Genomic DNA, 26,624 nt, shown 5'->3' with positions numbered 1-26,624 from the left:
ATTAGTTTCCTTGAGCGTCGGTAGCGCTAGCCAGTGAGCGGGCTTTGGGTAATGTACGGACAAACTGCTGAAGATCGTGTAACGCGGAGTCAGTGACAGAGAATAGCGCTTCCCGTTCTTGCGGGAAGTAATAGCGCGTTTCAAACACATAAGAACAAATGTTGTCGTCATTCCCGATCAGCATCACATTGCCAAGCGGACGCTGTTCGTAATGACAACACGGTCCAAACAGCAGGACCACCGGCACGCCGACGGCGTCTGCGATATAGACATTCCCCGAGTCAGACGCGATATAGCAGTCCATCTTTGAAATGGCCCAGGGAAGCTCTTCTAGCGAAATTTTGCCAATAAGATTAATAAAATTAGGGATTTCACCGTAAAGGCGGGTGATATCATCCATCCACGACTGTTCGTTTGGCGCGCCGAAGACATAAAACTCGCAGGGTAAATCAGCGAGTTGATCAACAATCCGCTTCCAGATAACCGGAGGGACGGTTTTGGCTTTATTGCCTGCCGCAATACTGATGCCGATGCGGATAACGTCAGGTTTATCAAGAATAGCCGGCCAGGTCGTCGGCTTGAAGAGCGGCTTTGTGGCGTGCTTGGGAGAGTCTTGCCATGTGAGCGAGCGGTCGGCCAGTTTCAGGTAGTTCGTCACCGAAAGCGTTTTTTTGCCATGCTCAACGGTACCGTCGGCCGCGAGATAGAAAATCCCGTGATACCACCTGCGCGTGTAAATGCTTAAAAATTGTTTGTTTTTGGCATTGCAGACGGCGGCAAAAAAGAGGTTCACGCTGTTGGGCTGTAGCAGGTAGACGTTGTCGTAGCGGTTCATGATCCTGCACGCGAAGCACAGTTTACGCCACAGGTTGCGCTTATGCTGCTCAATAAAATAGATCTGCTCGATAGTCTCATCATGCTTCGCCAGCGCGCCAACGCTGCGACTGATCAACACATCGCTTTTTTGCAGCCAGGCCAGAAGAGGCGTCGCATTAATAAAGTCACCGATTTTGGCTGTTTGAATGACAAGGTTCTTGCCCGTGTCCTTTCGAAACAGCTTCCGGATGAGTTTCACCGGAAAGAGTAAAATCAGCAGAAATACATAACTCATGGGTTAAATATCCCTGTTGGAAAGCCGATGGCTGCCCTGTAAAAATGAAAAAATAGCATCTGCGCTAATATCCTTCGTTTGTTGCGTAGGGCTGACCATCTGATGCTGGTTTTTACCGTAACCCCCGATCAACCCCGGATCGGTCGGGCCGAAAATCGTGATATTAGGTCGATCCAGTGCGGCGGTTAAATGGCTTAACCCTGTATCCACAGAAACGACGGCGTTTGCGCCCGCCAGCTGTGCGGCAACTTGCGCCAGCGTGAGTTTGGGTAGCACCTCGACATGGGAAAAACCGGCTGCCAGACGCTCCGCACGCTGACGCTCATGTTCAGCGCCCCACGGGAGTTTAATATGGATACCGCAAGGTTGCATTAGTTCAATAAGCCTTCGCCAGTGCGTTTCCGGCCAGTGCTTATCGTCGCGCGTTGTGGCATGCAGGAACACCAGATACGGCTCGGCATGCTCCTCCGTCTCGCGCAAAAAATGCTGTGCAATAGCGTAGTCACCCTGGGCTTCAGGTTTTGCATAGCCCAGGCTTTTCGCGAACAGCTCGCGGGTGCGCTCCACGGCGTGCTGTTGTTTCGCAATATGGTGTCGACGGTTATAGAACAGGCTCGCCAGCGGTTCGCGGGCGGTTTGCCAGTCCATGCCGTGCTTTACGCCGTGCGCCAGACGCGTGACCAGCGCGGCGCTTTTCACCAGCCCCTGGGCGTCGACGATCGCGTCGTAACGCCGGGCCTGCACCGCTTCGCGGAAGGCTTTGCGTTCGGCTTTAATCGGTGCGGAGAACCACGCTTTGCGCCAGCGGCGAATGGCCACCGGGATCACGCGATCAACCGCTTCATGCCAGGTGGGGATCTGCGCGAAGCCTTCTTCCACCACCCAGTCAAAACGGATGCCGGGAATGGCCCGCATGGCGTCCGTCAGCGACGGCAGCGTATGCAGAACATCACCCATTGAGGAGGTTTTAACGATCAATACCCGCATCCGTTATCCTTCTTCGCTCAACAGCAATGCGTTGAGTTCTTCAAGGACGCGCTGCGGCGTGATGTCGATCAGGCTCTGATGATAGCCTTCTGCGGCATCGCCTTTACGCACCTTGTGGTAGCCGGTGATTAAACGGATCACGCGCGCCTTGTGCGACAGCGGCGGCGTGAAGTCCGGGCTGCTTGGGCCATACAGCGCAACCAGGGGACGATCCAGCGCGGCGGCGACGTGCATTAAACCGGAGTCGTTCGTCACCACGGCTTTACAGGCGGCAATCAAAATAACCGCCTGCTCGAGCTGCGTTTCCCCAGCCAGGTTTCGGCACCAGGCCTGTTGCTCGGTACTGAGCGTGGCGAGAATTTCATTGCCCGCCTCATGATCTTTCGCCGAGCCAAACAGCACAATCTGATAGCCTTCATCGATAAGCTGTTTCGCCAGCTCTGCATAGTGATAGTGCGGCCAGCGTTTTGCCGGACCAAACTCCGCGCCAGGGCAGAACCCAATCATCGGGCGTTCGGACGAAATGCCAAATGCGTTGCAGGTGTGGGATTTCTCCCCATCGCTTACCTGGAGCTGCGGCCACAGCAGCGGCTGCGGCAGATCTTTCGCGCTGCGCATCACGCCTTTATCGTAGGCCAGCGCCACGTAGCGCTCGACCATCAGCGGCCAGGCCTCTTTATCCAGCACACGAGCATCGTTCAGCAGGCCGTAGCGCATTTCACCGCGCCAGCCGGTACGATGCGGGATGCCCGCAAAGAAGGGCACAAGGGCAGATTTGAAGGAGTTAGGTAGCACGTAGGCGCGGTCATAGCGTTTCTCGCGCAGGCTGTGGCCGAGTTTGCGGCGTTCACCGATTTCCAGCGCCCCGTGGCCGAGCGGCATCGGGATCGCCTCGTTCACTTCCGGCATACGCGATAACAGCGGACGGCACCATGCGGGTGCCATCACGTCGATTATCGCCTGGGGATAACGCGCCTTGAGCGTGCGATAGAGACTTTGCGACATCATCATGTCGCCCACCCATGACGGGCCGATCACCAGAATTTTCATACTTATGCGTCGCGGTTCAGCCAGGCCATATATTCCGTTACGCCTTCGGCAACGGTCTTGAACGGCTTGTCGTAGCCTGCGGCGCGCAGGTTAGTCAGATCCGCCTGAGTGAATGCCTGGTAGCGGCCTTTCAGCTTATCCGGGAATGGAATGTACTCGATGCTGCCTTTCTTATGGTACGCCAGCGTCGCGTCTGCCACCGCCTGGAAGGATTCCGCGCGGCCGGTGCCCAGGTTGAAAATGCCGGACACGCCATTTTCCAGGAACCACAGGTTCACTGCCGCCACGTCGCCCACGTAGACGAAGTCACGCTTGAAGCCGTCGCTGCCTTCGAACAGTTTCGGGCTTTCGCCGTTATTTAACTGGGTGTTCAGGTGGAACGCCACGCTCGCCATGCTGCCTTTGTGGCCTTCGCGCGGCCCGTAGACGTTGAAGTAGCGGAAGCCGACAATTTGCGAGTTCGCTTCAGGCAGGATCTGACGCACGTACTCATCAAACAGGAATTTGGAGTAACCGTAGACGTTCAGCGGCTGCTCATATTCGCGGGATTCGATGAAATCTGAAGTGCGCCCACCGTAGGTTGCCGCGGAAGAGGCGTACAGGAACGGAATTTCACGCTCCAGGCAGTAGTGCAGGAGCTCTTTGGAGTACTGATAGTTGTTATCCATCATGTACTTGCCGTCCCACTCGGTGGTGGAGGAGCATGCACCTTCGTGGAAGATGGCTTCGATCTCGCCGAACTCTTCACCCGCCATAATCTGGATAAGGAAGTCTTCTTTATCCATGTAGTCAGCGATGTTCAGATCCACCAGGTTCACGAACTTGGTGCCGTCTTTCAGGTTGTCCACCACCAGAATGTCGGTGATGCCTTTGTCATTGAGGGCCTTAACAATATTGCTGCCGATAAAGCCCGCGCCGCCAGTAACGATGATCATAACTGTAACCTTTGAAGTATGAGTCGGGGAGTATCCCGAACGCTAATCTCTTTATCATATCATCACAATGCTCAGGCTTCAGCCATTCACCGATATGCAGCAGGGGTACGCGTGATTTATGCTGCAAAAACGAGAAGAGATACTGCGTCATCTCGTCATGAACTATTGGTTTGGGTAATATGTGCCAAAATTTGCCGAGTCTGGAGAATTGCAATGCGTGGTGATTTTTACAAACAGTTAAACAGCGACCTCGAGACCGCACGTGCGGAAGGGTTGTTCAAAGAAGAGCGTATTATCACGTCTGCCCAGCAGGCGGACATCACCGTTGCCGACGGCAGCCATGTGATCAACTTTTGCGCGAACAACTACTTAGGTCTTGCGAATCACCCTGAGCTGATTGCCGCGGCGAAAAACGGCATGGACACCCACGGTTTCGGTATGGCCTCCGTTCGCTTTATCTGCGGTACCCAGGACAGCCACAAGCAGCTTGAGCAAAAGCTGGCGAACTTCCTCGGAATGGAAGACGCGATTCTGTACTCATCCTGCTTCGACGCCAACGGCGGTCTGTTTGAAACCCTGCTCGGCGCAGAAGATGCGATTATCTCCGACGCCCTGAACCACGCCTCCATCATCGACGGTGTTCGCCTGTGTAAAGCGAAGCGTTTCCGCTACGCCAACAACGACATGGTTGAGCTGGAAGCCCGCCTGAAAGAGGCCCGTGAAGCCGGTGCCCGCCACGTGCTGATCGCCACCGACGGCGTGTTCTCCATGGATGGCGTGATCGCCAACCTGAAGGGCGTGTGCGATCTGGCGGATAAATACGACGCGCTGGTGATGGTGGATGACTCTCACGCGGTTGGCTTTGTCGGCGAAAACGGTCGCGGCTCCCACGAATACTGTGACGTAATGGGCCGCGTGGACATCATCACCGGTACGCTGGGCAAAGCGCTCGGCGGCGCGTCTGGCGGTTATACCGCTGCGCGTAAAGAGGTGGTTGAGTGGCTGCGTCAGCGCTCCCGCCCGTACCTGTTCTCCAACTCCCTGGCGCCGGCGATTGTGGCTGCCTCTATTAAAGTGCTGGAGATGGTGGAATCCGGCGCTGAGCTGCGCGACCGCCTGTGGGCTAACGCCCGCCTGTTCCGTGAAAAAATGAGTGCCGCAGGATTCACCCTGGCCGGTGCTGACCACGCGATCATTCCGGTGATGCTGGGCGACGCGGTTGTCGCGCAGCAATTTGCTCGTGAGCTTCAGAAAGAAGGGATTTACGTGACCGGGTTCTTCTTCCCGGTGGTACCAAAAGGTCAGGCGCGTATCCGCACCCAGATGTCTGCGGCGCACTCGCCTGAACAAATTGAACGTGCGGTGGAAGCCTTTACCCGCATCGGCAAACAGCTGGGCGTAATTGCCTGAGGACGTGTGATGAAAGCGTTATCCAAACTGAAAGCGGAAGAAGGGATTTGGATGACCGACGTACCGGAGCCGGAAGTCGGTCATAACGATCTGCTGATCAAAATTCGTAAAACCGCCATCTGCGGTACTGACGTTCACATCTACAACTGGGACCAGTGGTCGCAAAAAACTATTCCCGTGCCAATGGTAGTCGGCCACGAATATGTCGGCGAAGTAGTCGGCATCGGCCAGGAAGTGAAAGGCTTCAACATTGGCGACCGCGTCTCCGGTGAAGGCCACATTACCTGTGGTCACTGCCGCAACTGTCGCGGTGGGCGTACCCACCTGTGCCGCAACACCGTCGGCGTGGGCGTGAACCGTCCGGGCTGCTTCGCGGAATACCTGGTGATCCCGGCGTTTAACGCGTTCAAAATCCCGGACAATATCTCTGACGATCTGGCCTCCATCTTCGACCCGTTCGGCAACGCGGTACATACGGCGCTCTCCTTCGACCTGGTGGGGGAAGACGTGCTGGTCTCCGGCGCAGGCCCCATCGGTATTATGGCGGCAGCCGTGGCGAAGCATGTGGGTGCGCGCAACGTGGTGATCACCGACGTGAACGAATACCGCCTGTCGCTGGCGCGCAAAATGGGCGTCACCCGCGCGGTGGATGTCTCGAAAGAGAGCCTGACCGACGTGATGGAAGAGCTGGGCATGACCGAAGGCTTTGACGTGGGTCTGGAGATGTCCGGCGCGCCACCCGCGTTCCGCACCATGCTCGACACCATGAACCACGGTGGTCGTATCGCGATGCTGGGTATTCCGGCGTCAGATATGTCCATCGACTGGAACAAAGTCATCTTCAAGGGGCTATTCATTAAGGGCATCTATGGCCGCGAGATGTTTGAGACCTGGTACAAGATGGCCGCGCTGATCCAGTCTGGTCTGGATCTGTCCCCGATTATCACTCACCGTTTCTCCATCGATGAGTTCCAGCAGGGCTTTGACGCGATGCGTTCCGGCCAGTCAGGGAAAGTGATCCTGAGCTGGGATAAATAATGAAAAAGGGGCCAGCGGCCCCTTTTTTACTGATTCTTTTTCTCTTCGTCCGTCAGGTAACGCACCTTGCGGGTGTAGTCCTGACCTTTGAACAGCAGTTTGTTATCCGGCGATTCCAGATACTTCTGCCACTCGGAAAGCGGGAAACCACCGTGCGCGCCAATCACTTCTTTCGGCACAACGGCTTCCTGACCGCCGATCTTCTTGGAGACCGGCCAGTTCATCCAGTCGCCCAGGTTAACCGTTTTTACATCCAGCATGTCCAGCAGCGCAGCGAGCGGCAGCTGATCGGTCGGCGGCTGCGTATCGTCCATCAGCTCCCAGGTATCCTGGAACAGCGTCAGCCACAGCGGGCAGATACGGCGCCAGGTCTTTTTGGTGGCCGCAAGAAACGCGCCGTTAACGTGATCGACCAGATACGGGCGCACCGTTTCTTTGTAATAGGCCGGCACTTTTTCTGCGGGGGCGCCGTCCAGCTTGGCAATCATTTTGCCCTGACGGAAGCTGGAGTAGATGTGCATATCGGTCATGTTGATCTGGGGCATCTTCAGCAGGTTGAGATCGGAGTCGATCATCAGCACCCCTTCACCGCGCGCCTGAAGCGGAGCATTAAGCTTCACCAGACGACTGAGGTAGATCTGCTTATAGCGGTACCCCTCTTCACGTTTTGGCGGCGTGAGGGTCACAACGTGGGTTTTTGGCGGCAGTTCGCCAAAAGCGGATTCAGGCTGATCGCTGACGATAACAATCTCGCTGACGTCGGTGGCGTAACGCTCTGCAAAGGTCGCTGATAATAACGCCTCTTCGACGAAATCCGCGCCCGTACACGGGATCACAATGGAATCAACCGCAACGAGATCGCGCGTGACCGGAAGGGAAGCGTACGGAATGTTATGACGCCCGGTAATGTGGCGGTAGCGAGCATTCAGGAATTTAAACATGTTCTTCTCGTTTGGTTATTGCGCGCCAAGAACGGCCTCGACACCGTTAACATAGCTTTCAATGGCATACACGTTGCAGACATTCTGGTGCGCGGCTGCGGCGAGCCGGGCGCGCAGAGCAGGATCCTGCCAGATATTATCCAGATGTTGAGCAAGTTGCGACACGTCGCTCCACGGAAACAGCAGCCCGGTCGACTCGTGGTCGATCAATTCTGCCGTGCCGGTCACTTTTGAACCAATCACTGGGATGTTCAGCAGCATTGCCTCCAGCACGACGCGCGGCAGACCTTCGCTCTTCGAGGCCAGAATAAACGCGTCAAAGGTAGCAAGGTAGTCAAAAGGCGTGTTCTGGAAACCGGTAAAAATCACGTGTTCAGCAATCCCCAGCGCGTCAGCCTGTGCCGTCAGCGCGCCGCGCTCAGCCCCTTCACCGACCAGCACCATCTTCCATTTTGCCTGCGGGTGCCTCTGGTTGAACTGGGCCAGCGCCTCCAGCGTGTGATGGTTGGCCTTGCGAGGGATTAACGAGCCAACGCTGCCGAACACAAACGTGTCGTCATCAATGTTCAGGCGCTGGCGCATCGCGCGTCGGTCGGGCAAAGGCTGGTGGATGTCGATGGCATTGTTGACCGTGGTACACAGCGCTGGCCGGACGCCATGCTGAAGTAGCACACGTTCAACGCCGTGCGAGACGGCGATGATTTTTGTGGCATGGGCATTCACCAGCTTCACCAGCGGCGGGGTCAGCACCGGTTCAATCCGGCAGTGCTGGATTATCCGCGCATGCAGGTTTGCGCCCGCCAGATACCCTTCTTCGTTAGAGCCTGGCTGGTTGTTCATATACAGCGTATCGAAACCACCTTCTCTGAAAATGGTCTCGATCTTGCTGACGTTGGGGCGAATGCGCCACAGGGTATCGATATGCCGCGTAAATGCTTTGCGCGCTGAACGCGAGAAAAACAGCAGACCACGTCCCGCTTCTTTCAGTAGTTTTGCCCATGCCGGTTGCTTACGTTGAGGGATAACGAGTAGAGGTATCCCAATGCTATTGAGCACCTGGCCTATCGTTTCACCTTCAGCACGACTATAATCACTGTAAAAACAACAAGTAATGTCGAATTTTTCGCGGTTGATTCGCTTCAGAAGCTCAAGCATACTGTTGGTACCTCCCCCCCATTCTTTGCCCGTGTCCAGGAGGAGGATTTTACGTTTTTGCGGCATGTCTGAATCCGTATGCTACCCTTCATCTGACCGCATTATAAAGAATTTGTTGAAATAAAATAGATTTTTTGTATTTCTTTGTCTTTTTATAAGAAAACGTTTTAAACACGCTTATTTTAAAAGTGTGATTTAAGACTTTAATCGCCTCTTCTCAATTAGATACTATTAGCGAAAATATTTATGTTGTTATTGAGAGAGTGAGAAAATGTTTAAAATAACGGTCTGCTTATTAACGTTTAACTCCGAAAGAACGTTGCACGATGTTATTCCTCCTCTTTTAAAAATAGCGGATGAATTCGTTGTAGTTGATTCCGGAAGTACAGACGCAACGATATATATTTGCCAGAGTTATGGGTTGTCGGCCATATTCAAAAAATATAGCTGGCACGGCGAGCAGATGAACCATGCCGTATCCCATGCGCACAACGACTGGGTGCTGTGCATGGACAGCGACGAAATACTCGATCAAGAAACCGTTGATGCTATTTTAAAATTAAAAATGGGCGATGAACCCGAACCGGATATGGCGTGGCGGATATGTCGTCACTGGTTTGTTCTGGGAGAAAATGTCCGAACGATTTATCCCGTCTCATCACCGGATTATCCGGTGCGTCTTTTTAACCGTACGCAGTCGCGATTTAATAACCGGCCAGTAGACGATCAGGTCGAAGGTTTTCTCCGTTCTGAACGTATTCCTGGCTATGTCAGACATGATACGTTTTATTCACTGCATGAACTTTTCAATAAATTAAACGGATATACCACTCGCCTGGTTCAATATCAGACGATACGTCCCTCTCTTGGTCGCGGCGCGATCAGCGCTATCGGCGCATTTTTCAAATGGTATCTGTTTAGCGGTGCGTGGCGTAAGGGCAAAGTGGGTGTGGTGACAGGGTTTTATGCCACGGCGTACAGTTTTTTGAAGTATTTCAAGGCCTGGTATCAGGATCGAGAAAAGAAAGAGTCCGTTGCAAAAGAGCAGTCGGACTCTTATCTGGCAGAATAGGCGTTAGCCGATCAGGCTTTTTTTCCCCAACCCTGCCACTGTTGCTGGACGTATTTAACCAGCGTACTGCTGCTGATGCTTTCGCCAATCACCGTGAAGAAGCGGGTTGCATAGACCGGTTCAGGCGGCTGTTTCAGCGTGCAGTTCTTCACGCCGCGGAATGGATTACGTGGCCGCGTTGCGGGTGGTTGCGCGCTACCCGGACGAGAAGTATCCACCTGAGGTTCATTGAGCAGATCGCTCGGACGCACCAGCGTGATATCGGCGGGTAAGCCCGGCAACATTTGCTGCAAAACGCGAACGGTAGATGGATGCGGATGCCCAATGGCAATCGCCGAACCGTTACGGCGCGCCAGCTGTACCGCGCGGTTGAACTGGACGCGGATATCCGCTTCGTTCTGGGAGTCATCCAGGAATACTTTGCGCTTGATGACTTTCACGCCCGTTCCCTGAGCGGCACGCATCGCCTGGCTGTTGCCGATGGTCATGCTGTCGAGGAAATAGAGGTTGTAACGCTCCAGCGCCTGCATCACTTTCAGCATACCGTACAGGCTGGAGGTCATCGCGCTGCCCATATGGTTATTCAGACCCACGGCATACGGCACTTTATTGTATGCATCGCGGATGATGCGATCGATCTCGTCGCTGCTCATGTCCGGGCGCAGGGTATCTTTTTCCAGCGGCTGCTTGCTGAGGGGGGCCATTGGCAGATGGATGAGGACCTGATGGCCGCCATTGTGCGCTTTGGTCGCCATTTCATGCGCGTGAGGCGCATTAGGCAGGACGGCGACAGAGATGGCTGACGGCATCGCCAGCACCTGATTTTCATAGTGTGGTCGATAACCGAAGTCATCAATCACAATCGCGAGTTTGCCTGCATAAACCGGTGCAGCCAGCGCCAGTGCGCTGACTACGGAAACAACAATTCGACGAAATTGAAGCAAAACCTATCTTCCCAACCACGGCTGTGGATTGACCGCCTGACCCTGACGACGAATTTCGAAATAGAGTGACGGGCGGCCCTGACCGCCACTGCTGCCCACAAGGGCAATGGGTTGACCCGCGCGCACCTGGGTGCCAACGCTGACCAGCGCGCTCTGGTTGTAGCCGTAAAGACTCATATCGCCTTTACCGTGTTCAACCACCACCACGAGCCCATAACCCTGTAGCCAGTCGGCCAGGATCACGCGGCCATCGGCGATGGCTTTCACTTCGCTACCTTCAGACGCACCGATAACGATCCCCTTCCAACGTAGCTCACCCTGCAACTGTTCGCCATAGCGATGCAGGATCGTACCGCGAACGGGCCAGTAAGCCTGACCACGCGGGGAGCCGAGGCCGCCGGTACGGGACATCAGGGAACGTTCATTTTCAGTCGGTTTGTAGGTGGTGCCTTTGCGGGAGGCTTCCTGCTGCTTGTTACGCACCGCCTGCGCTTCGCGCGCTTCTTTTTCGGCGCGCGCTTTGGCCGCGGCTTCTGCCCGGGCAATGCTGTTACGCAGTCTGGATTCGTTGGCGCGCATTTCGCTCAGCTGGCTTTGTCCTGCCTGGATAGAGGACTCCAGCCCGGCGAGCGTCTTCTTACGCTCATTGCGCGCCTGCTCAAGCTTCTCCTGCTGCGCCTGCTGATCGTAGAGCAGCGTTTGCTGCTGGCTCTGCTTCTCTTCCAGCTCGGCTTTTTGCGTGGTGACTTCTTCGCGCGTCTGTTTCAGCTGCGCAATGGTCTCCTGACGCGCCTGGTTAAGATAGCCGAAATAGGCCTGTAAACGCTGACCTCGCTGGCTCTCTTCACCGCTGAGGATCAGCTGAAGGCCTGTGTGTTCACCCTGACGGAAAGCAGCATCAAGTTGTGCAGCAAGGTTCCGCTCCTGGGCATCGCGCTGACGCTCCAGTTTCGCAATCGACGCGTTCATTTCATCGATTTGCTTATTGAGCTGGGCAAGGGTGTTTTGTGTTTCACGCAGCTTACGCGCGGCGGCGGAAATGGCCTCTTCCTGCTTTTTAAGCTGGGCGAGCAGGGTGGCGCGCTGCTGTTGCTGCTGACGTACCGCACGCTCTTTGGCGGCGATATCGGCCTGAATGGATTTAAGCTGATCGCGGTCATCCGCATGGGCGGATGCGGCGCACAGCAATACGCCAGCGCTGAGTGCGCTGGCGCAAAGCAGAGGTCTGACTGATAACCGAAGCGGCTTCACGACCCATGTGATTGAAAAAATCGCCTTTCCCCTCATGGGGAGCGATTATTCCACGATGAACAGCGGCTTGCCAGTCATCTCTTCAGGGATTTCCATACCCATCAGCGACAACATGGTTGGCGCGATGTCGGAAAGCTTGCCGCCTTCCACTGCTTTCACTGATTTATCACCCACATAAATCAGTGGAACAGGCAGGTTGGTATGGGCGGTATGTGCCTGACCGGTTGCCGGGTCACGCATCTGTTCTGCGTTACCGTGGTCAGCGGTAATCAGCAGTTGGCCGCCTACGGATTCAACCGCTTTCGCAACCTGCTCAACGCAGTGGTCCAGCGCTTCAACCGCTTTAACGGCTGCTTCCATCACGCCGGTGTGGCCCACCATATCGCCATTCGGATAGTTACAGATGATGGTGTCGTATTTACCGCTTTGGATCGCGGCCACCAGTTTTTCGGTCAGCTCCGCAGAGCTCATTTCTGGCTGGAGATCGTAAGTGGCGACTTTCGGTGAGTTAATCAGGATGCGGTCTTCGCCTTTAAACGGCTCTTCTACGCCGCCGTTAAAGAAGAATGTCACGTGCGCATACTTCTCAGTTTCGGAGATGCGCAGCTGCGTTTTGTCATTTTTCGCCATCCACTCGCCGAAGGTGTTTGCCAGCGAGGCGGGTGGATACGCGCATGGGGCTTTGATATCCGCTGCATATTCGGTCAACTGGATGAAATCAATCTTCGCCACTTTCTTACGGGCGAAACCGTCGAAATCGCTGTTGACGAAGGCGCGGGTGATTTCGCGCGCGCGATCGGCACGGAAGTTCATGAAGATCAGCGCATCGCCATCTTCCATGGCGGCATCGGCCTGGCCTTCAGCGCGGATCACGGTTGCCTTCACAAATTCGTCGTTTTCATCACGCGCGTAAGCCGCTTCCAGGCCTTCAACGGCGGTCGGGAACTGGAACTCGCCTTTTGCCAGGGTCAGCAGATCATAGGCTTGCTCAACGCGGTCCCAGCGGTTGTCGCGGTCCATGGCATAGTAACGACCAATGATGGACGCCACGCGGCCTTTGCCCAGTGCGGCAAATTTGTCTTCAAACGCTTCAAGAGAACCTTTTGCGCTGCGTGGCGGCGTATCGCGACCATCCAGGAAGGCGTGCAGATAGATTTTTTCCGCACCGCGCTCAGCGGCCAGTTCTACCATCGCCATGATGTGATCTTCGTGGCTGTGAACACCGCCCGCAGAGAGCAGACCCATAATGTGAACGGCCTTGCCTGCGGCAACGGCTTTATCAACCGCTCCGGTGAGCGTTGGGTTGGCAAAGAATGTACGTTCTTTGATTTCAACGTCCAGGCGCGTCAGGTCCTGATAAACGATACGGCCCGCACCCAGGTTAACGTGACCCACTTCTGAGTTGCCCATCTGACGATCCGGCAGACCCACTTCCAGGCCAGACGCATCAATCAGGGTGTGGGGACGTTTTGCCCATAGCGCATCCATAACCGGGGTTTTGGCGTTGAAAATGGCGTTATCCTGTTGATCTTCACGGTAGCCATAGCCATCCAGAATCACCAGTACCATAGGTTTTTTAGAAACCGACATTGCGACAACCTCATGCTCAAGAGACAAAAATTTTGCGTAATTTTACTACAGCTGAATCGATAAAATAGCCGCAGAAGATCAAAGAAAGCGCGGGGGCAAGGCTGTTCTCAGGCCATTTTGAGGCTTTTTTTACGTGGCATGCCGCAGAAAATAGATTAGCTTTATGTCGCTGGCTGTATTTGCCACAGCGCACAGGTATACTCCTGTCCTGGTTTTTTTAATCACTTAGTCGGGAGTTGTTACCCCCCATGCAAGAAATTATGCAATTCGTTAGCCGCCACCCGGTTCTGAGCATCGCGTGGATTGGCCTGCTGGTCGCTGTACTGTTCACCACATTTAAAGGACTGACGTCTAAAATTAAGGTGATCACCCGCGGTGAAGCGACACGTCTGATCAACAAAGAGGACGCCGTGGTTGTCGATCTGCGTCAGCGCGACGATTTCCGCAAGGGCCATATTGCAGGTGCTATCAACCTGCTGCCAGCGGAAATTAAAGCGAACAACATTGGTGAGCTGGAGAAGCATAAAGCTCAGCCGATTATTGTTGTTGACGGCACTGGCATGCAGGCGCAGGAATCTGCCAACGCACTGCATAAAGCAGGCTTTGAAAACGTAACGGTGCTGAAAGAAGGCATCTCCGGCTGGAGCGGGGAGAATCTTCCTTTAGTGCGCGGTAAATAAGGAGTTAAGTGATGGCCAATATTGAGATCTACACCAAAGCAACGTGCCCGTTCTGCCACCGAGCGAAAGCGCTGCTGTCCAGCAAAGGCGTAACGTTCAAGGAACTGCCGATCGATGGTGACGCGATTAAACGCGAAGAGATGATCCAACGCAGTGGTCGCACAACGGTTCCACAGATTTTTATTGATGCGCAGCACATTGGCGGCTGTGATGACTTGTATGCGCTCGACGCCCGTGGTGGACTCGATCCGCTGCTGAGCTAGAGACTTTAGGACAATTAAAAAGGGTTTTTCCATGTCAGAACAAAATAACACCGAGATGACTTTCCAGATCCAGCGCATCTATACCAAGGATGTCTCTTTCGAAGCGCCAAATGCGCCGCACGTTTTCCAGAAAGACTGGCAGCCAGAGGTTAAACTTGATCTGGATACCGCATCCACCCAGCTGGCGGATGATGTGTATGAAGTCGTACTGCGTGTCACCGTGACCGCCTCTCTGGGCGAAGAAACTGCGTTCCTGTGCGAAGTTCAGCAGGGCGGTATCTTCTCCATCGGCGGCATCGAAGGTAACCAGATGGCGCATTGCCTGGGTGCATACTGCCCGAACATCCTGTTCCCGTATGCGCGTGAATGCATCACCAGCCTGGTTTCTCGCGGTACTTTCCCGCAACTGAACCTCGCGCCAGTAAACTTTGATGCGCTGTTCATGAACTATCTACAGCAGCAGGCTGGCGAAGGTGCCGAACAACATCAGGATGCCTGATGAGCACTGTTAATGCGTCAATGACTGTGATCGGTGCCGGCTCTTACGGCACCGCTCTTGCCATCACGCTGGCAAGAAATGGTCACGACGTGGTCCTGTGGGGCCACGATCCAAAACATATCGCGACGTTGCAACACGACCGCTGCAACGTGGCGTTTCTCCCGGACGTTCCGTTCCCTGACTCTCTCTATCTGGAAAGCGACCTCGCGACCGCGCTGGCGGCCAGCCGCAATATTCTGATTGTGGTGCCAAGCCACGTGTTTGGCGAAGTCCTGCGTCAGATTAAGCCGCTGATGCGTGCGGATGCGCGTATTGTGTGGGCGACGAAGGGGCTGGAAGCGGAAACCGGACGTCTGTTGCAGGACGTTGCCCGCGAAGCGCTGGGAACAGCGATCCCGCTGGCGGTGATCTCGGGGCCGACCTTTGCCAAAGAGCTGGCTGCGGGCTTGCCGACGGCGATCTCGCTGGCGTCCACCGACCAGGCATTTTCAGACGATCTTCAGCAACTGCTGCACTGCGGCAAAAGCTTCCGCGTGTACAGCAACCCTGATTTTATCGGCGTACAGCTGGGCGGTGCGGTGAAGAACGTCATTGCCATCGGGGCCGGGATGTCTGACGGCATCGGTTTCGGCGCGAATGCGCGTACGGCGCTGATCACCCGTGGTCTGACCGAAATGTCCCGCCTGGGCGAAGCGCTGGGTGCCGATCCGGCCACTTTTATGGGAATGGCTGGGCTGGGCGACCTGGTGCTGACCTGCACCGATAACCAGTCGCGTAACCGCCGCTTTGGCATGATGCTCGGACAGGGCAGCGATGTAAAAAGCGCGCAGGAGAAGATTGGTCAGGTGGTTGAAGGCTATCGCAATACCAAAGAAGTTCGCGAATTGGCGCACCGTTTCGGTGTCGAAATGCCAATAACCGAGGAAATTTATCAGGTATTGTATTGCGGAAAAAATGCGCGCGAGGCAGCATTGACCTTATTAGGTCGTGCGCGCAAGGACGAGCGCAGCAGCAATTAGCCGGGAAGTATCGTCACCTGAATGACCCAGCCAGCGCAGAACTGGCTGGTCATTAACTATCGTCTGGAGCAAGCAATGCCGTGTGAAGAACTGGATATCGTCTGGAATAATATTAAAGCCGAAGCCCGAGCTTTGGCCGACTGTGAGCCCATGCTGGCCAGTTTCTATCACGCGACGCTACTTAAGCACGAAAATCTCGGCAGCGCCCTGAGCTATATGCTCGCCAATAAACTGGCTTCCCCTATCATGCCTGCTATTGCCATTCGCGAGGTGGTGGAAGAGGCCTACGCCGCAGATCCGGAGATGATTGCTTCTGCCGCCTGCGACATTCAGGCCGTGCGCACGCGTGACCCGGCGGTGGATAAATACTCCACGCCGCTACTGTATCTCAAAGGATTCCACGCCTTACAGGCGTACCGCATCGGCCACTGGTTATGGAATGAGGGACGCCGCGCGCTGGCCATCTTTCTTCAAAACCAGGTTTCCGTGACCTTCCAGGTCGATATTCATCCGGCGGCGAAAATTGGCCGTGGGATCATGCTCGACCACGCCACCGGCATTGTTGTCGGTGAAACGGCGGTGATCGAAGATGACGTGTCGATCCTGCAATCCGTTACGCTGGGCGGTACCGGTAAAACCAGCGGCGATCGCCATCCGAAAATTCGTGAAGGGGTGATGATTGGCGCGGGTGCTAAAATCCTCGGCAATATTGAAGTCGGACGCGGCGCGAAGATTGGCGCGGGGTCGGTTGTGCTCCAGCCTGTACCGCCGCACACCACCGCCGCTGGCGTCCCGGCGCGCATCGTCGGTAAGCCAGACAGCGATAAGCCGTCGATGGATATGGATCAGCACTTCAACGGTATTCACCACACCTTCGAATACGGCGACGGCATCTGAACGCCGGAACAGCCAAATAAAAAAGCCCGGTGAGTCAATGCACCGGGCTTTTGATTAGTTGCGGTATAACACTTTGATAATGTGATAGCCGAACTGCGTATGCAGTGGGCCGGTTGGCTCCAGCACCGGGCAGGAGAAAACCACTTTATCAAACGCCGGGACCATCTGGCCCTGGCGGAACTCGCCTAAGTCACCACCGCGTTTGCCTGACGGGCAAATCGAGTGTTTCTTCGCCAGTTTGCCGAAGTCGGCGCCGTTTTTAATCTGTTCGAGCAGATCCTGTGCCAGTTTCTCTTCTTTAACAAGGATATGCAGTGCTGCTGCTGTTTTTGCCATGATCGTGCCTTGAGTCGACTAGTTTACGGTCGGTATACTACCACGCGTTTTTCCTCCTCTCCCGACTTTCATTGAGTGATCATTTATGCGTTTAAACCCCGGACAACAACAAGCTGTCGAATTCGTCACCGGACCCTGCCTGGTGCTGGCGGGAGCGGGATCCGGTAAAACACGCGTGATCACCAACAAAATCGCCCATTTAATTCGGGGTTGTGGATACCAGGCGCGCCATATCGCGGCGGTCACCTTTACCAACAAAGCGGCGCGTGAGATGAAAGAGCGCGTCGGCCAGACGCTGGGCCGTAAAGAGGCGCGCGGGCTGATGATCTCCACCTTCCACACGCTGGGTCTGGATATTATCAAGCGCGAATACGCGGCGCTGGGCATGAAGTCCAACTTTTCTCTCTTTGATGACACCGACCAGGTGGCGCTGCTTAAAGAGCTAACGGAAGGGCTGATCGAAGATGACAAAGTGCTGTTGCAACAGCTGATCTCGACGATCTCGAACTGGAAAAACGATCTGATGACGCCGGCCCAGGCAGCGGCAAGTGCCAAAGGCGAGCGCGACCGCATCTTTGCCCACTGCTACGGTCTTTACGACGCGCATATGAAAGCCTGTAACGTCCTGGATTTCGACGATCTGATCCTGCTGCCGACGCTGCTGCTTCAGCGGAATGAAGAGGTGCGCGAGCGCTGGCAGAACAAAATTCGTTACCTGCTGGTGGATGAATACCAGGATACCAACACCAGCCAGTACGAGCTGGTAAAGCTGCTGGTAGGACAGCGCGCGCGTTTTACCGTTGTAGGCGATGACGATCAGTCGATTTACTCCTGGCGTGGCGCACGTCCGCAAAACCTGGTGCTGCTGAGCAAAGACTTCCCGGCGTTGCAGGTGATTAAACTGGAGCAGAACTACCGTTCCTCCGGGCGTATCCTGAAGGCGGCGAACATCCTGATTGCCAATAACCCGCACGTCTTTGAGAAGCGCCTGTTCTCCGAACTGGGTTACGGCACCGAGCTGAAAGTCCTTAGCGCCAATAACGAAGAGCACGAAGCGGAGCGCGTAACCGGCGAGCTGATTGCCCATCACTTCGTCAACAAAACTGAATACAAGGATTACGCGATCCTCTATCGCGGTAACCACCAGTCGCGCGTCTTTGAAAAGATGCTGATGCAGAACCGCATCCCCTACAAAATCTCCGGCGGTACGTCGTTCTTTTCGCGTCCGGAAATCAAGGATCTGCTGGCCTATCTGCGCGTGCTGACCAACCCGGATGACGACAGCGCTTTCCTGCGCATTGTAAATACGCCGAAGCGCGAGATTGGCTCTGCGACGCTGCAAAAGCTGGGTGAATGGGCGATGACCCGCAACAAAAGCCTGTTCACCGCCAGCTTCGATATGGGGCTGAGCCAGACCCTGACCGGGCGCGGCTATGAGGCCTTAACCCGCTTTACCCACTGGCTGGGTGAGGTGCAGCGTCTGGCTGAGCGCGAGCCTGTGGCGGCAGTACGCGATCTGATCCACGGCATTGATTACGAATCCTGGTTGTATGAAACCTCCGCCAGCCCGAAAGCGGCAGAGATGCGCATGAAAAACGTTAACCAGCTCTTCAGCTGGATGACCGAAATGCTTGAAGGATCTGAGATTGACGAGCCCATGACCCTGACGCAGGTGGTCACCCGCTTCACGCTGCGCGATATGATGGAGCGCGGGGAAAGCGAAGAAGAAGCCGATCAGGTTCAGCTGATGACGTTACATGCCTCGAAAGGGCTGGAGTTCCCTTATGTCTATCTGGTGGGGATGGAAGAGGGCCTATTGCCGCACCAGAGCAGCATTGATGAAGATAACGTCGACGAAGAGCGCCGTCTGGCCTACGTTGGGATCACCCGTGCGCAGAAAGAGCTGACGTTTACGCTGTGCAAAGAGCGCCGTCAGTATGGTGAGCTGGTGCGCCCGGAGCCGAGCCGTTTTCTGCTGGAGTTGCCTCAGGACGATCTTATCTGGGAGCAGGAGCGTAAAGTCATTACCGCTGAAGAGCGTATGCATAAAGGGCAGGCAAACGTGGCAAACATTCGCGCGATGCTGGCAAAAGCCAAAGAGAAGGGATAACTATTTGTAGGCCGGGTAAGGCGAAGCCGCCACCCGGCACGCTTCAAGGGTCACTTCACATCAAGCGCCCAGTGCACATAGCTCTGCCACTGGTACTCCTGCTCAATCAGTTCCGCCCCAAGGGGATGATCCTCAAGCCAGTTTTCCGGTAGCGTCAGCGTCAGTTTCTCATCGTCTGCCGCCAGCGTAATCGCTGGCAGCAAATCATCTCGACGCCGACTGGCAAACAGGATCGCCAGCCGAAGCAGACGACACAGATGCTCCGCCACGCGCGGCGGCACAGCGTTCTGCTGGTGAAGGGAAGAGAGATCGACGGCGTTAGTCTGATTCAGCAGCAGGGTGGCCAGCAGCTTCTTCTGGGCGGGCGTATAACCCGGCAAATCGAGATTACGCACCAGCCAGGCCGCGTGCAGCGGTGCCTGCTTGTACTCCACGCTGAGACCAATTTCATGTAGCGCACAGGCGCTTAGCAACAGATCGCGGCTTAACGGTTCAATATCCCAGCTTTTTTTCACCTGATCGGCAAACTGTGACGCCAGTTGACTCACTCTCTGCGCCTGGTCGGTATCCACAATAAAGCGGCGTTGAACGTTACGCAGCGTACGGCTACGGATGTCCTGATCGACCGACTGGTGCAGCATTCCGTAGACCAGACCTTCACGCAGCGCACCGCCTGCCAGGGTCATACACTGGATATTAAGCTCGGTGAAAATGGCAATCAGTATGGCGAGCCCACTGGGGAAAACCAGCGCGCGTTCAAGCGTCAGCCCTTCTATTTCAAGCTCTTCCAGACGACCACACTGGATGGCGCGCTGTTTAAGCTGCTGGAGTTTGGCAAGCGTGATCCGCTCGTCCATCCCCTGTGCCATCATGATTTCCTGCAACGCCTGCACGGTTCCGGACGCGCCGACACACACTTTCCAGCCGTGATAGCGCAGTTCGTCCATGACCGGGCGCAGGACCGCACGCGCCGCGTTTTCCGCCTCGTCAAAATTCTCTTTGGCAAGGTTTCGATCGGTAAAGTAGCGTTCCAGCCAGGTCACACAGCCCATTGACAGGCTGAAGAGCGACGTCGCCTGCGCGCCTGTGCCCGTGACCAGTTCGGTACTGGCGCCACCGATATCGACCACCAGACGACGATCGTCGCCGCCGGTCGTATGCGCCACACCCTGATAAATCAGACGCGCTTCTTCTTCACCGCTGATGACCTGCACCGGACAGCCCAGAATTTCCTGTGCTCTGGCAATGAAATCGCCAGCGTTAACCGCCAGACGAAGGGTCGCCGTGGCAACAACGCGAATTTGACTGAGCGGGATATCCTGTAAACGTTCTGCAAACAGACGCAGACACTGCCAGCCACGTTCCATGGCTTCCGGGGAGAGATGATTATCGCTGCTCAGGCCCGCCGCGAGGCGGACCTTGCGCTTAATGCGCGTCAGCGTTTGTATGCTTCCCGCCACCTCGCGCACAACCAGCATATGAAAACTATTCGAACCGAGATCAATTGCCGCATAAAGCGAGGTGGAGCTGAGCATATTTTCTTAACCTGAACGACGACGATTACGCGGTGCACCGCCGGAACGACGCGGGCCATTGCCGGAGCGTGGACGTGTAAGGCGCTTAGGTGGCGGCAACTCGCTTAACAGCGCTTCCGGATTGTATTTGCTCTGTGGAATAGAGTGACCGATGTAGGTCTCAATGGCCGGAAGGTTCAGCGCATACTCTTCACACGCAAGGCTGATGGAGTGACCGCTTGCGCCTGCACGACCAGTACGACCGATACGGTGTACATAGTCTTCACAGTCATCTGGCAGGTCATAGTTAAAGACGTGCGTCACGGCTGGAATGTGCAGGCCACGGGCCGCCACGTCGGTCGCGACCAGAATATCAAGGTCGCCACGAGTAAATTCGTCGAGAATGCGCAGGCGTTTTTTCTGCGCCACGTCGCCGGTCAGCAGGCCGACACGGTGACCATCTGCCGCCAGGTGACCCCAGATATCTTCACAGCGGTGTTTGGTGTTCGCGAAGATAATCGCGCGATCCGGCCACTCTTCTTCGATCAGGGTTTGCAACAGGCGCATTTTCTCTTCATTAGAAGGATAAAAAAGCTCTTCTTTAATGCGGTGCCCGGTTTTCTGCTCCGGTTCTACTTCCACATATTCCGCATTGTTCATCTGCTCGAATGCGAGTTCACGTACGCGGTATGACAGGGTTGCGGAGAACAGCATGTTCAGACGCTGGTTTGCCGCAGGCATACGGCGGAACAGCCAGCGGATGTCTTTAATGAAGCCCAGATCGTACATGCGGTCTGCTTCATCCAGCACCACGACCTGGATTGCGCCGAGGTTGATATGGTTCTGTTTGGCGTAGTCGATAAGACGGCCGGTGGTCCCAATCAGGATATCGACGCCGCTTTCCAGCACTTTCAGCTGTTTATCGTAGCCGTCGCCGCCGTAGGCCAGGCCAAGTTTCAGGCCGGTGGCTTGCGCCAGGGGCTCAGCGTCTGCGTGGATCTGTACCGCCAGTTCTCGCGTCGGGGCCATAATTAGCGCGCGCGGCTGGTTAACTTTGCGGTCTGCAATCGCTGGGTGAGAAAGTAAATAATGAAACGTTGACGTTAAAAACGCCATCGTTTTGCCAGTACCGGTTTGCGCCTGCCCTGCAACATCGCGACCGGCCAGCGTCAGCGGCAGGGCGAGAGCCTGAATGGGCGTGCAGTTATGAAACCCTTTAGTTTCAAGGGCTTCGATCACCTTTGGGTGCAGGGCGAAGTCGGAAAACTTCTGTTCTGTTAAATGTGTTTTGCTCATAGTGTGGTAGAATATCAGCTTACTATTGCTTTACGAAAGCGTATCCGGTGAAATAAAGTCAACCTTTAGTTGGTTAATGCGACATCAACACGTCGTTGGTGGAGACAAAACCAACGTACCAGGCTTATTCCTGTGGAGTTATATATGAGCGATAAAATTATTCACCTGACTGACGACAGTTTTGACACGGACGTACTTAAAGCTGACGGGCTGATCCTCGTTGATTTCTGGGCTGAATGGTGTGGTCCTTGCAAAATGATCGCTCCGATTCTGGATGAAATCGCTGACGAATATCAGGGCAAACTGACCGTTGCCAAGCTGAACATCGACCAGAACCCGGGCACCGCGCCAAAATACGGTATCCGTGGCATCCCGACCCTGCTGCTGTTCAAGAACGGTGACGTGGCAGCGACCAAAGTGGGCGCACTGTCCAAAGGTCAACTGAAAGAGTTCCTGGACGCTAACCTGGCGTAAGGTTTCTCAGCTGAGCGTCCAGAGCGCCTAATTAACGGCGAGATCTGGACGCCCGGCTTTAGTCGTGCTAAGTTAGCTATGACTACGTTTTAAACATATCTTGTTGTTTGAATCTTGTTTTACCCGATACTTCCCGTTGTTAACATAAACAGTGCGTGAAGTTGCTAGATTCCGGGCTTGTCACTCAATCCGTCTTGTCGTTTCAGTTCTGCGTTCTTTCCCTGTGACCAGACAGCGAACAGACATGAGGTGATGGCCGCTAAACAGGCATGGATGACCCTGCCATACCATTCACAACATTAAGTTCGAGAATCACCCCGAGTTTAAGAACCCACACCATTATGAATCTTACCGAATTAAAGAATACGCCGGTTTCTGAGCTGATCACTCTCGGCGAAAATATGGGACTGGAAAACCAGGCTCGTATGCGCAAGCAGGACATCATTTTCGCCATCCTGAAGCAGCACGCTAAGAGTGGCGAAGATATCTTTGGCGACGGTGTGCTGGAGATACTGCAAGACGGATTTGGTTTCCTCCGCTCCGCAGACAGCTCCTACCTCGCCGGCCCTGACGACATCTACGTATCCCCTAGCCAAATCCGCCGTTTCAACCTCCGCACTGGTGACACCATTTCAGGTAAGATTCGTCCTCCAAAAGAGGGTGAACGCTACTTTGCGCTGTTGAAGGTTAACGAAGTCAACTACGACAAACCGGAAAACTCCCGCAATAAGATCCTGTTCGAGAACTTAACGCCGCTGCACGCGAACTCTCGCCTGCGCATGGAGCGTGGTAACGGGTCTACTGAAGACTTAACCGCGCGTGTGCTGGATCTGGCATCGCCAATTGGTCGTGGCCAGCGTGGTCTGATTGTAGCGCCGCCAAAAGCCGGTAAAACCATGCTGCTGCAAAACATCGCGCAGAGCATTGCTTACAATCACCCAGACTGTGTGCTGATGGTGCTGCTGATTGACGAACGTCCGGAAGAAGTGACCGAGATGCAGCGTCTGGTGAAAGGGGAAGTGGTTGCGTCTACCTTCGACGAGCCTGCTTCCCGCCACGTTCAGGTTGCGGAAATGGTTATCGAGAAGGCGAAACGCCTGGTTGAGCACAAGAAAGATGTGATCATCCTGCTCGACTCCATCACCCGTCTGGCGCGTGCCTACAACACCGTGGTGCCGGCTTCCGGTAAAGTACTGACCGGTGGTGTGGATGCCAACGCCCTGCATCGTCCGAAGCGTTTCTTCGGTGCGGCGCGTAACGTGGAAGAGGGCGGTAGCCTGACCATTATCGCGACGGCGCTGATCGATACCGGCTCCAAAATGGACGAAGTTATCTACGAAGAGTTCAAAGGTACAGGCAACATGGAACTGCACCTTTCTCGTAAAATCGCAGAAAAACGCGTCTTCCCGGCGATCGACTACAACCGTTCCGGTACCCGTAAAGAAGAGCTGCTTACCACTCAGGAAGAGCTTCAGAAAATGTGGATCCTGCGCAAAATCATCCATCCAATGGGCGAAATCGACGCAATGGAATTCCTCATCAACAAACTGGCGATGACCAAAACGAACGACGATTTCTTCGACATGATGAAACGCTCGTAACGCAAATAATCCCAGTAAACGCCACGTTTTTACGTGGCGTTTTTTATTTATGGACTATACGCTATTACCACACACTCCCAATTTTGACCTGTCGGTGCGACAATAAGAATGTTTGCACAGTCAAAGAAATAATTGATTGAAAAACATACAAAGGGAGTTGTGAGAAGCCATCTTTAATCCTTCTGAGGCAGAGGCTTCATGGTTATACTTCCGGGACTAACATTTGTTGAGAGCAATCCATTGTGAATCTACTCACTGCAGTAACTGAGCTGATCAGTATTTTTTTATTCACAACCTGTTTTTTGTTCATTGCGCGCAAGGTAGCAAAAAGAATTGGGTTAGTGGACAAACCGAACTTCCGTAAACGTCATCAGGGGCTTATTCCGCTGGTGGGCGGCATTTCGGTATACGCAGGCATCTGTTTCACATTCGGGATCGCGGATTATTATATCCCCCATGCCGCACTCTATCTGGCATGTGCCGGTGTGCTGGTACTGGTCGGCGCCCTTGATGATCGTTTTGATATCAGCGTGAAGTTCCGCGCGACGGTACAGGCGGCCATTGGCATCATTATGATGGTGGTAGGCGGCCTTTATCTCAGAAGCCTGGGCTACGTGTTTGGTCCCTGGGAGCTGGTGCTTGGGCCATTCGGCTTCTTCCTGACGCTGTTTGCCGTGTGGGCGGCTATCAACGCCTTTAACATGGTTGACGGTATAGACGGTCTGCTTGGTGGGCTGTCCTCTGTTTCGTTTGGCGCGATCGGCATCATCTTATGGTTTGACGGCCAGTACAGCCTGTCAATGTGGTGCTTTGCTATGATTGCCGCCATCCTGCCATACATCTGCCTGAACCTGGGTGTGTTAGGGCGTCGCTATAAAGTCTTTATGGGCGATGCGGGCAGTACCCTGATTGGCTTTACGGTTATCTGGGTCCTGCTGGAAACCACGCAGGGTAAAACGCACCCTATCAGCCCGGTAACGGCCCTCTGGATTATCGCCATCCCGCTGATGGACATGGTCGCTATTATGTACCGCCGTCTGCGTAAAGGGATGAGCCCGTTTTCTCCCGATCGGCAGCATATTCACCACCTGATTATGCGCGCCGGCTTCACGTCTCGTCAGGCATTTGTGTTGATTACGCTTGCGGCTGCTATTCTGGCTGCGATTGGCGTTGCCGCAGAATACGCACATTTTATTCCTGAATGGGTAATGTTGGTATTATTCTTGCTAGCATTTTTCATGTACGGTTACTGCATCAAGCGAGCATGGAAAGTCGCGCGTTTTATTAAACGTTTAAAACGCAGGATGCGTCGGAACAGTGGCAAAAAACACAACATTAACTAAGTAAAACCGGGACTATGATGACTCAACCGTTGGCGGGAGCGAAATCAGTGGGCACTGAGAACGAGCTGGATATTCGTGGTTTGTTTCGCGTGTTATGGCAGGGCAAACTGTGGATTGTAGGGATTGCCCTGGGGTTCGCGCTGTTAGCGCTTGCTTACACCTTCTTTGCAAAACAAGAGTGGAGCGCCACGGCGATCACAGACCGACCAACGGTGAATATGCTTGGAGGCTACTACTCCCAGCAGCAATTCCTGCGTAATCTTGATATCAAGGCCAATCTGGCGACCCCGGATCAGGCCTCGGTGATGGATGAATCCTACAAAGAGTTTGTGATGCAGCTGGCGTCGTGGGATACACGTCGCGATTTCTGGTCCCAGACGGACTACTACAAGCAGCGCATGGTCGGTAACAGCAAAGCGGATGCCGCGCTGCTGGATGATCTGATTAATAACATTCAGTTTATGCCTGGCGATGTGCTTCGTAACGTTAGCGACAGCGTGAAGCTGATTGCGGAAACGGCGCCGGACGCCAATAACCTGTTGCGTCAGTACGTTGCTTTTGCCAGCCAGCGCGCGGCCAGTCATTTGAATGACGAGCTGAAAGGTGCCTGGGCTGCGCGCACTATCCAGATGAAAGCGCAGGTCAAACGCCAGGAAGAGGTCGCTAAGGCCATCTTCGCCCGTCGCGTGCATAATCTTGAGCAGGCGCTGAAGATTGCGGAACAGCACAATATTTCCCGTAGCGAAACGGATGTTCCGGCGGACGAACTCCCGGATTCAGAAATGTTCCTTCTTGGTCGCCCAATGCTTCAGGCTCGTCTGGAAAATATCCAGGCCGTAGGCCCTGACTTTGACCTTGATTACCACCAAAACCGCGCCATGCTCAATACGCTCAACGTCGGTCCAACGCTGGACCCGCGTTTTCAGACCTATCGTTATTTAAGAACGCCTGAAGAGCCTGTAAAACGCGATAGTCCGCGTCGCGCATTCCTGATGATCATGTGGGGGATTGTGGGCGCACTGACTGGCGCTGGCGTAGCGTTATTGCGTCGCCGCACAAACTAAGAACGCCGTCTACGATGAAGGCTGTGGCCTTCATCGTCTAATCG

Annotated in this window: 25 protein-coding genes; 13 read left to right on the top strand and 12 right to left on the bottom strand. The window is 54.6% G+C overall.

All coding sequences use genetic code 11. The features are described 5' to 3' along the window. Position 1: 1 nt before the first annotated feature. The 4 genes from CU081_RS02905 to rfaD are packed head-to-tail and all read right to left on the bottom strand — an operon-like array spanning position 2 to position 4,083. Positions 2–1,111 carry a glycosyltransferase family 9 protein gene (locus CU081_RS02905; RefSeq protein WP_022650153.1) on the bottom strand — a complete coding sequence of 370 codons (1,110 nt, stop codon included), beginning with the start codon at positions 1,109–1,111 and terminating at the stop codon, positions 2–4. A gap of 3 nt (positions 1,112–1,114) precedes the next feature. Then, positions 1,115–2,098, bottom strand: coding sequence for a lipopolysaccharide heptosyltransferase RfaC (rfaC, locus tag CU081_RS02900; RefSeq protein WP_022646632.1), 984 nt, complete (start codon positions 2,096–2,098; stop codon positions 1,115–1,117). 3 nt (positions 2,099–2,101) lie between these two features. Next, positions 2,102–3,148, bottom strand: coding sequence for an ADP-heptose--LPS heptosyltransferase RfaF (gene rfaF, locus CU081_RS02895; RefSeq protein WP_003860863.1), 1,047 nt, complete (start codon positions 3,146–3,148; stop codon positions 2,102–2,104). A 2-nt stretch (positions 3,149–3,150) separates the two neighbouring features. Beyond that, entirely contained in the window at positions 3,151–4,083 is a 933-nt protein-coding gene (rfaD, locus tag CU081_RS02890) for an ADP-glyceromanno-heptose 6-epimerase (RefSeq protein WP_003860858.1), read from the bottom strand. A gap of 213 nt (positions 4,084–4,296) precedes the next feature. Here rfaD and kbl point away from each other — a divergent pair, with 213 nt between their 5' ends. Together kbl and tdh are read left to right on the top strand one after the other, a co-directional pair. After that, positions 4,297–5,493, top strand: coding sequence for a glycine C-acetyltransferase (gene kbl, locus CU081_RS02885; protein ID WP_022650154.1), 1,197 nt, complete (start codon positions 4,297–4,299; stop codon positions 5,491–5,493). Positions 5,494–5,502: 9 nt separating this feature from the next. Continuing rightward, positions 5,503–6,531, top strand: coding sequence for an L-threonine 3-dehydrogenase (gene tdh / locus CU081_RS02880; RefSeq protein WP_022650155.1), 1,029 nt, complete (start codon positions 5,503–5,505; stop codon positions 6,529–6,531). 26 nt (positions 6,532–6,557) lie between these two features. Here the strand turns inward: tdh and CU081_RS02875 are convergent, their stop codons facing one another. Further along, positions 6,558–7,472: a hypothetical protein gene (locus CU081_RS02875; protein ID WP_003860856.1), complete on the bottom strand. Its 915-nt coding sequence runs from the start codon at positions 7,470–7,472 to the stop codon at positions 6,558–6,560. Between the two features lie 15 nt (positions 7,473–7,487). Continuing rightward, positions 7,488–8,693, bottom strand: coding sequence for a glycosyltransferase (locus CU081_RS02870; protein WP_022650156.1), 1,206 nt, complete (start codon positions 8,691–8,693; stop codon positions 7,488–7,490). A 205-nt stretch (positions 8,694–8,898) separates the two neighbouring features. Here CU081_RS02870 and CU081_RS02865 point away from each other — a divergent pair, with 205 nt between their 5' ends. Beyond that, the gene (locus CU081_RS02865) at positions 8,899–9,699 is read left to right on the top strand and encodes a glycosyltransferase family 2 protein (protein ID WP_022650157.1); all 801 of its coding nucleotides are present in this window, start codon (positions 8,899–8,901) and stop codon (positions 9,697–9,699) included. Positions 9,700–9,710: 11 nt separating this feature from the next. Here the strand turns inward: CU081_RS02865 and CU081_RS02860 are convergent, their stop codons facing one another. Genes CU081_RS02860 through gpmM form a run of 3 tightly spaced genes read right to left on the bottom strand, consistent with a single transcriptional unit; the run spans position 9,711 to position 13,484 of the window. After that, complete coding sequence (locus CU081_RS02860) at positions 9,711–10,643, bottom strand: divergent polysaccharide deacetylase family protein (protein ID WP_003860850.1); 933 nt, start codon at positions 10,641–10,643, stop codon at positions 9,711–9,713. Between the two features lie 3 nt (positions 10,644–10,646). Beyond that, entirely contained in the window at positions 10,647–11,906 is a 1,260-nt protein-coding gene (gene envC, locus CU081_RS02855; RefSeq protein ID WP_026094345.1) for a murein hydrolase activator EnvC, read from the bottom strand. 33 nt (positions 11,907–11,939) lie between these two features. Next, complete coding sequence (gene gpmM, locus CU081_RS02850) at positions 11,940–13,484, bottom strand: 2,3-bisphosphoglycerate-independent phosphoglycerate mutase (protein WP_022650159.1); 1,545 nt, start codon at positions 13,482–13,484, stop codon at positions 11,940–11,942. Positions 13,485–13,732: 248 nt separating this feature from the next. Between gpmM and CU081_RS02845 the strand changes: the two genes are divergently transcribed. The 5 genes from CU081_RS02845 (at position 13,733) to cysE (ending at position 16,842) form a co-directional block, all read left to right on the top strand. Beyond that, positions 13,733–14,164, top strand: coding sequence for a rhodanese-like domain-containing protein (locus CU081_RS02845; RefSeq protein ID WP_003860840.1), 432 nt, complete (start codon positions 13,733–13,735; stop codon positions 14,162–14,164). 11 nt (positions 14,165–14,175) lie between these two features. Further along, positions 14,176–14,427 carry a glutaredoxin 3 gene (gene grxC, locus CU081_RS02840; protein ID WP_003860837.1) on the top strand — a complete coding sequence of 84 codons (252 nt, stop codon included), beginning with the start codon at positions 14,176–14,178 and terminating at the stop codon, positions 14,425–14,427. A 31-nt stretch (positions 14,428–14,458) separates the two neighbouring features. Continuing rightward, positions 14,459–14,926 (top strand): protein-export chaperone SecB, encoded by a 468-nt coding sequence (gene secB / locus CU081_RS02835; RefSeq protein WP_003860835.1) that lies wholly within the window; start codon positions 14,459–14,461, stop codon positions 14,924–14,926. After that, complete coding sequence (gpsA, locus tag CU081_RS02830; protein ID WP_006812398.1) at positions 14,926–15,945, top strand: NAD(P)H-dependent glycerol-3-phosphate dehydrogenase; 1,020 nt, start codon at positions 14,926–14,928, stop codon at positions 15,943–15,945. The genes secB and gpsA overlap by 1 nt, the downstream gene beginning before the upstream one ends. A gap of 75 nt (positions 15,946–16,020) precedes the next feature. Continuing rightward, positions 16,021–16,842, top strand: a complete 822-nt coding sequence (cysE, locus tag CU081_RS02825) for a serine O-acetyltransferase (RefSeq protein WP_022646641.1) — start codon at positions 16,021–16,023, stop codon at positions 16,840–16,842. Positions 16,843–16,896: 54 nt separating this feature from the next. Here the strand turns inward: cysE and ppiC are convergent, their stop codons facing one another. Further along, positions 16,897–17,178, bottom strand: a complete 282-nt coding sequence (gene ppiC / locus CU081_RS02820) for a peptidylprolyl isomerase PpiC (RefSeq protein WP_006812396.1) — start codon at positions 17,176–17,178, stop codon at positions 16,897–16,899. An 85-nt stretch (positions 17,179–17,263) separates the two neighbouring features. Here ppiC and rep point away from each other — a divergent pair, with 85 nt between their 5' ends. Beyond that, entirely contained in the window at positions 17,264–19,288 is a 2,025-nt protein-coding gene (gene rep, locus CU081_RS02815; protein WP_003860830.1) for a DNA helicase Rep, read from the top strand. Positions 19,289–19,338: 50 nt separating this feature from the next. Here rep and gppA read toward each other — a convergent pair whose 3' ends face one another. Both gppA and rhlB read right to left on the bottom strand, forming a co-directional pair. After that, the gene (gene gppA / locus CU081_RS02810) at positions 19,339–20,823 is read right to left on the bottom strand and encodes a guanosine-5'-triphosphate,3'-diphosphate diphosphatase (protein ID WP_003860828.1); all 1,485 of its coding nucleotides are present in this window, start codon (positions 20,821–20,823) and stop codon (positions 19,339–19,341) included. Positions 20,824–20,829: 6 nt separating this feature from the next. After that, positions 20,830–22,098, bottom strand: coding sequence for an ATP-dependent RNA helicase RhlB (gene rhlB / locus CU081_RS02805; protein WP_003860827.1), 1,269 nt, complete (start codon positions 22,096–22,098; stop codon positions 20,830–20,832). A 144-nt stretch (positions 22,099–22,242) separates the two neighbouring features. Between rhlB and trxA the strand changes: the two genes are divergently transcribed. From trxA to wzzE, 4 genes are all read left to right on the top strand, one after another. Continuing rightward, positions 22,243–22,572 (top strand): thioredoxin TrxA, encoded by a 330-nt coding sequence (gene trxA, locus CU081_RS02800; protein ID WP_006812392.1) that lies wholly within the window; start codon positions 22,243–22,245, stop codon positions 22,570–22,572. Positions 22,573–22,913: 341 nt separating this feature from the next. Further along, positions 22,914–24,173 carry a transcription termination factor Rho gene (gene rho / locus CU081_RS02795; protein WP_001054528.1) on the top strand — a complete coding sequence of 420 codons (1,260 nt, stop codon included), beginning with the start codon at positions 22,914–22,916 and terminating at the stop codon, positions 24,171–24,173. A gap of 242 nt (positions 24,174–24,415) precedes the next feature. Continuing rightward, the gene (gene wecA, locus CU081_RS02790; protein WP_022650161.1) at positions 24,416–25,516 is read left to right on the top strand and encodes a UDP-N-acetylglucosamine--undecaprenyl-phosphate N-acetylglucosaminephosphotransferase; all 1,101 of its coding nucleotides are present in this window, start codon (positions 24,416–24,418) and stop codon (positions 25,514–25,516) included. Between the two features lie 17 nt (positions 25,517–25,533). Continuing rightward, positions 25,534–26,580, top strand: a complete 1,047-nt coding sequence (gene wzzE / locus CU081_RS02785) for an ECA polysaccharide chain length modulation protein (RefSeq protein ID WP_022650162.1) — start codon at positions 25,534–25,536, stop codon at positions 26,578–26,580. Positions 26,581–26,624 lie beyond the last annotated feature (44 nt).

It is taken from the genome of Enterobacter sp. CRENT-193 (assembly GCF_002787395.1).
In the GTDB taxonomy this organism is placed as follows: domain Bacteria; phylum Pseudomonadota; class Gammaproteobacteria; order Enterobacterales; family Enterobacteriaceae; genus Enterobacter; species Enterobacter hormaechei_C.
Note: the sequence above shows the minus strand (reverse complement) of the source record. Positions and strands in the feature narration are given on the sequence as shown.

Excerpts from the sequence above, each read along its gene's own strand:
- rhlB (WP_003860827.1), bottom strand. The coding sequence starts at position 22,098 with ATGAGCAAAACACATTTAACAGAACAGAAGTTTTCCGACTTCGCCCTG.
- rfaF (WP_003860863.1), bottom strand. The coding sequence starts at position 3,148 with ATGAAAATTCTGGTGATCGGCCCGTCATGGGTGGGCGACATGATGATG.
- rfaC (WP_022646632.1), bottom strand. The coding sequence starts at position 2,098 with ATGCGGGTATTGATCGTTAAAACCTCCTCAATGGGTGATGTTCTGCAT.
- kbl (WP_022650154.1), top strand. The coding sequence starts at position 4,297 with ATGCGTGGTGATTTTTACAAACAGTTAAACAGCGACCTCGAGACCGCA.
- rfaD (WP_003860858.1), bottom strand. The coding sequence starts at position 4,083 with ATGATCATCGTTACTGGCGGCGCGGGCTTTATCGGCAGCAATATTGTT.
- secB (WP_003860835.1), top strand. The coding sequence starts at position 14,459 with ATGTCAGAACAAAATAACACCGAGATGACTTTCCAGATCCAGCGCATC.
- rep (WP_003860830.1), top strand. The coding sequence starts at position 17,264 with ATGCGTTTAAACCCCGGACAACAACAAGCTGTCGAATTCGTCACCGGA.
- tdh (WP_022650155.1), top strand. The coding sequence starts at position 5,503 with ATGAAAGCGTTATCCAAACTGAAAGCGGAAGAAGGGATTTGGATGACC.
- gppA (WP_003860828.1), bottom strand. The coding sequence starts at position 20,823 with ATGCTCAGCTCCACCTCGCTTTATGCGGCAATTGATCTCGGTTCGAAT.
- cysE (WP_022646641.1), top strand. The coding sequence starts at position 16,021 with ATGCCGTGTGAAGAACTGGATATCGTCTGGAATAATATTAAAGCCGAA.
- grxC (WP_003860837.1), top strand. The coding sequence starts at position 14,176 with ATGGCCAATATTGAGATCTACACCAAAGCAACGTGCCCGTTCTGCCAC.
- gpmM (WP_022650159.1), bottom strand. The coding sequence starts at position 13,484 with ATGTCGGTTTCTAAAAAACCTATGGTACTGGTGATTCTGGATGGCTAT.
- trxA (WP_006812392.1), top strand. The coding sequence starts at position 22,243 with ATGAGCGATAAAATTATTCACCTGACTGACGACAGTTTTGACACGGAC.
- CU081_RS02870 (WP_022650156.1), bottom strand. The coding sequence starts at position 8,693 with ATGCCGCAAAAACGTAAAATCCTCCTCCTGGACACGGGCAAAGAATGG.
- wzzE (WP_022650162.1), top strand. The coding sequence starts at position 25,534 with ATGACTCAACCGTTGGCGGGAGCGAAATCAGTGGGCACTGAGAACGAG.
- ppiC (WP_006812396.1), bottom strand. The coding sequence starts at position 17,178 with ATGGCAAAAACAGCAGCAGCACTGCATATCCTTGTTAAAGAAGAGAAA.
- CU081_RS02865 (WP_022650157.1), top strand. The coding sequence starts at position 8,899 with ATGTTTAAAATAACGGTCTGCTTATTAACGTTTAACTCCGAAAGAACG.
- CU081_RS02905 (WP_022650153.1), bottom strand. The coding sequence starts at position 1,111 with ATGAGTTATGTATTTCTGCTGATTTTACTCTTTCCGGTGAAACTCATC.
- gpsA (WP_006812398.1), top strand. The coding sequence starts at position 14,926 with ATGAGCACTGTTAATGCGTCAATGACTGTGATCGGTGCCGGCTCTTAC.
- CU081_RS02875 (WP_003860856.1), bottom strand. The coding sequence starts at position 7,472 with ATGTTTAAATTCCTGAATGCTCGCTACCGCCACATTACCGGGCGTCAT.
- CU081_RS02845 (WP_003860840.1), top strand. The coding sequence starts at position 13,733 with ATGCAAGAAATTATGCAATTCGTTAGCCGCCACCCGGTTCTGAGCATC.
- rho (WP_001054528.1), top strand. The coding sequence starts at position 22,914 with ATGAATCTTACCGAATTAAAGAATACGCCGGTTTCTGAGCTGATCACT.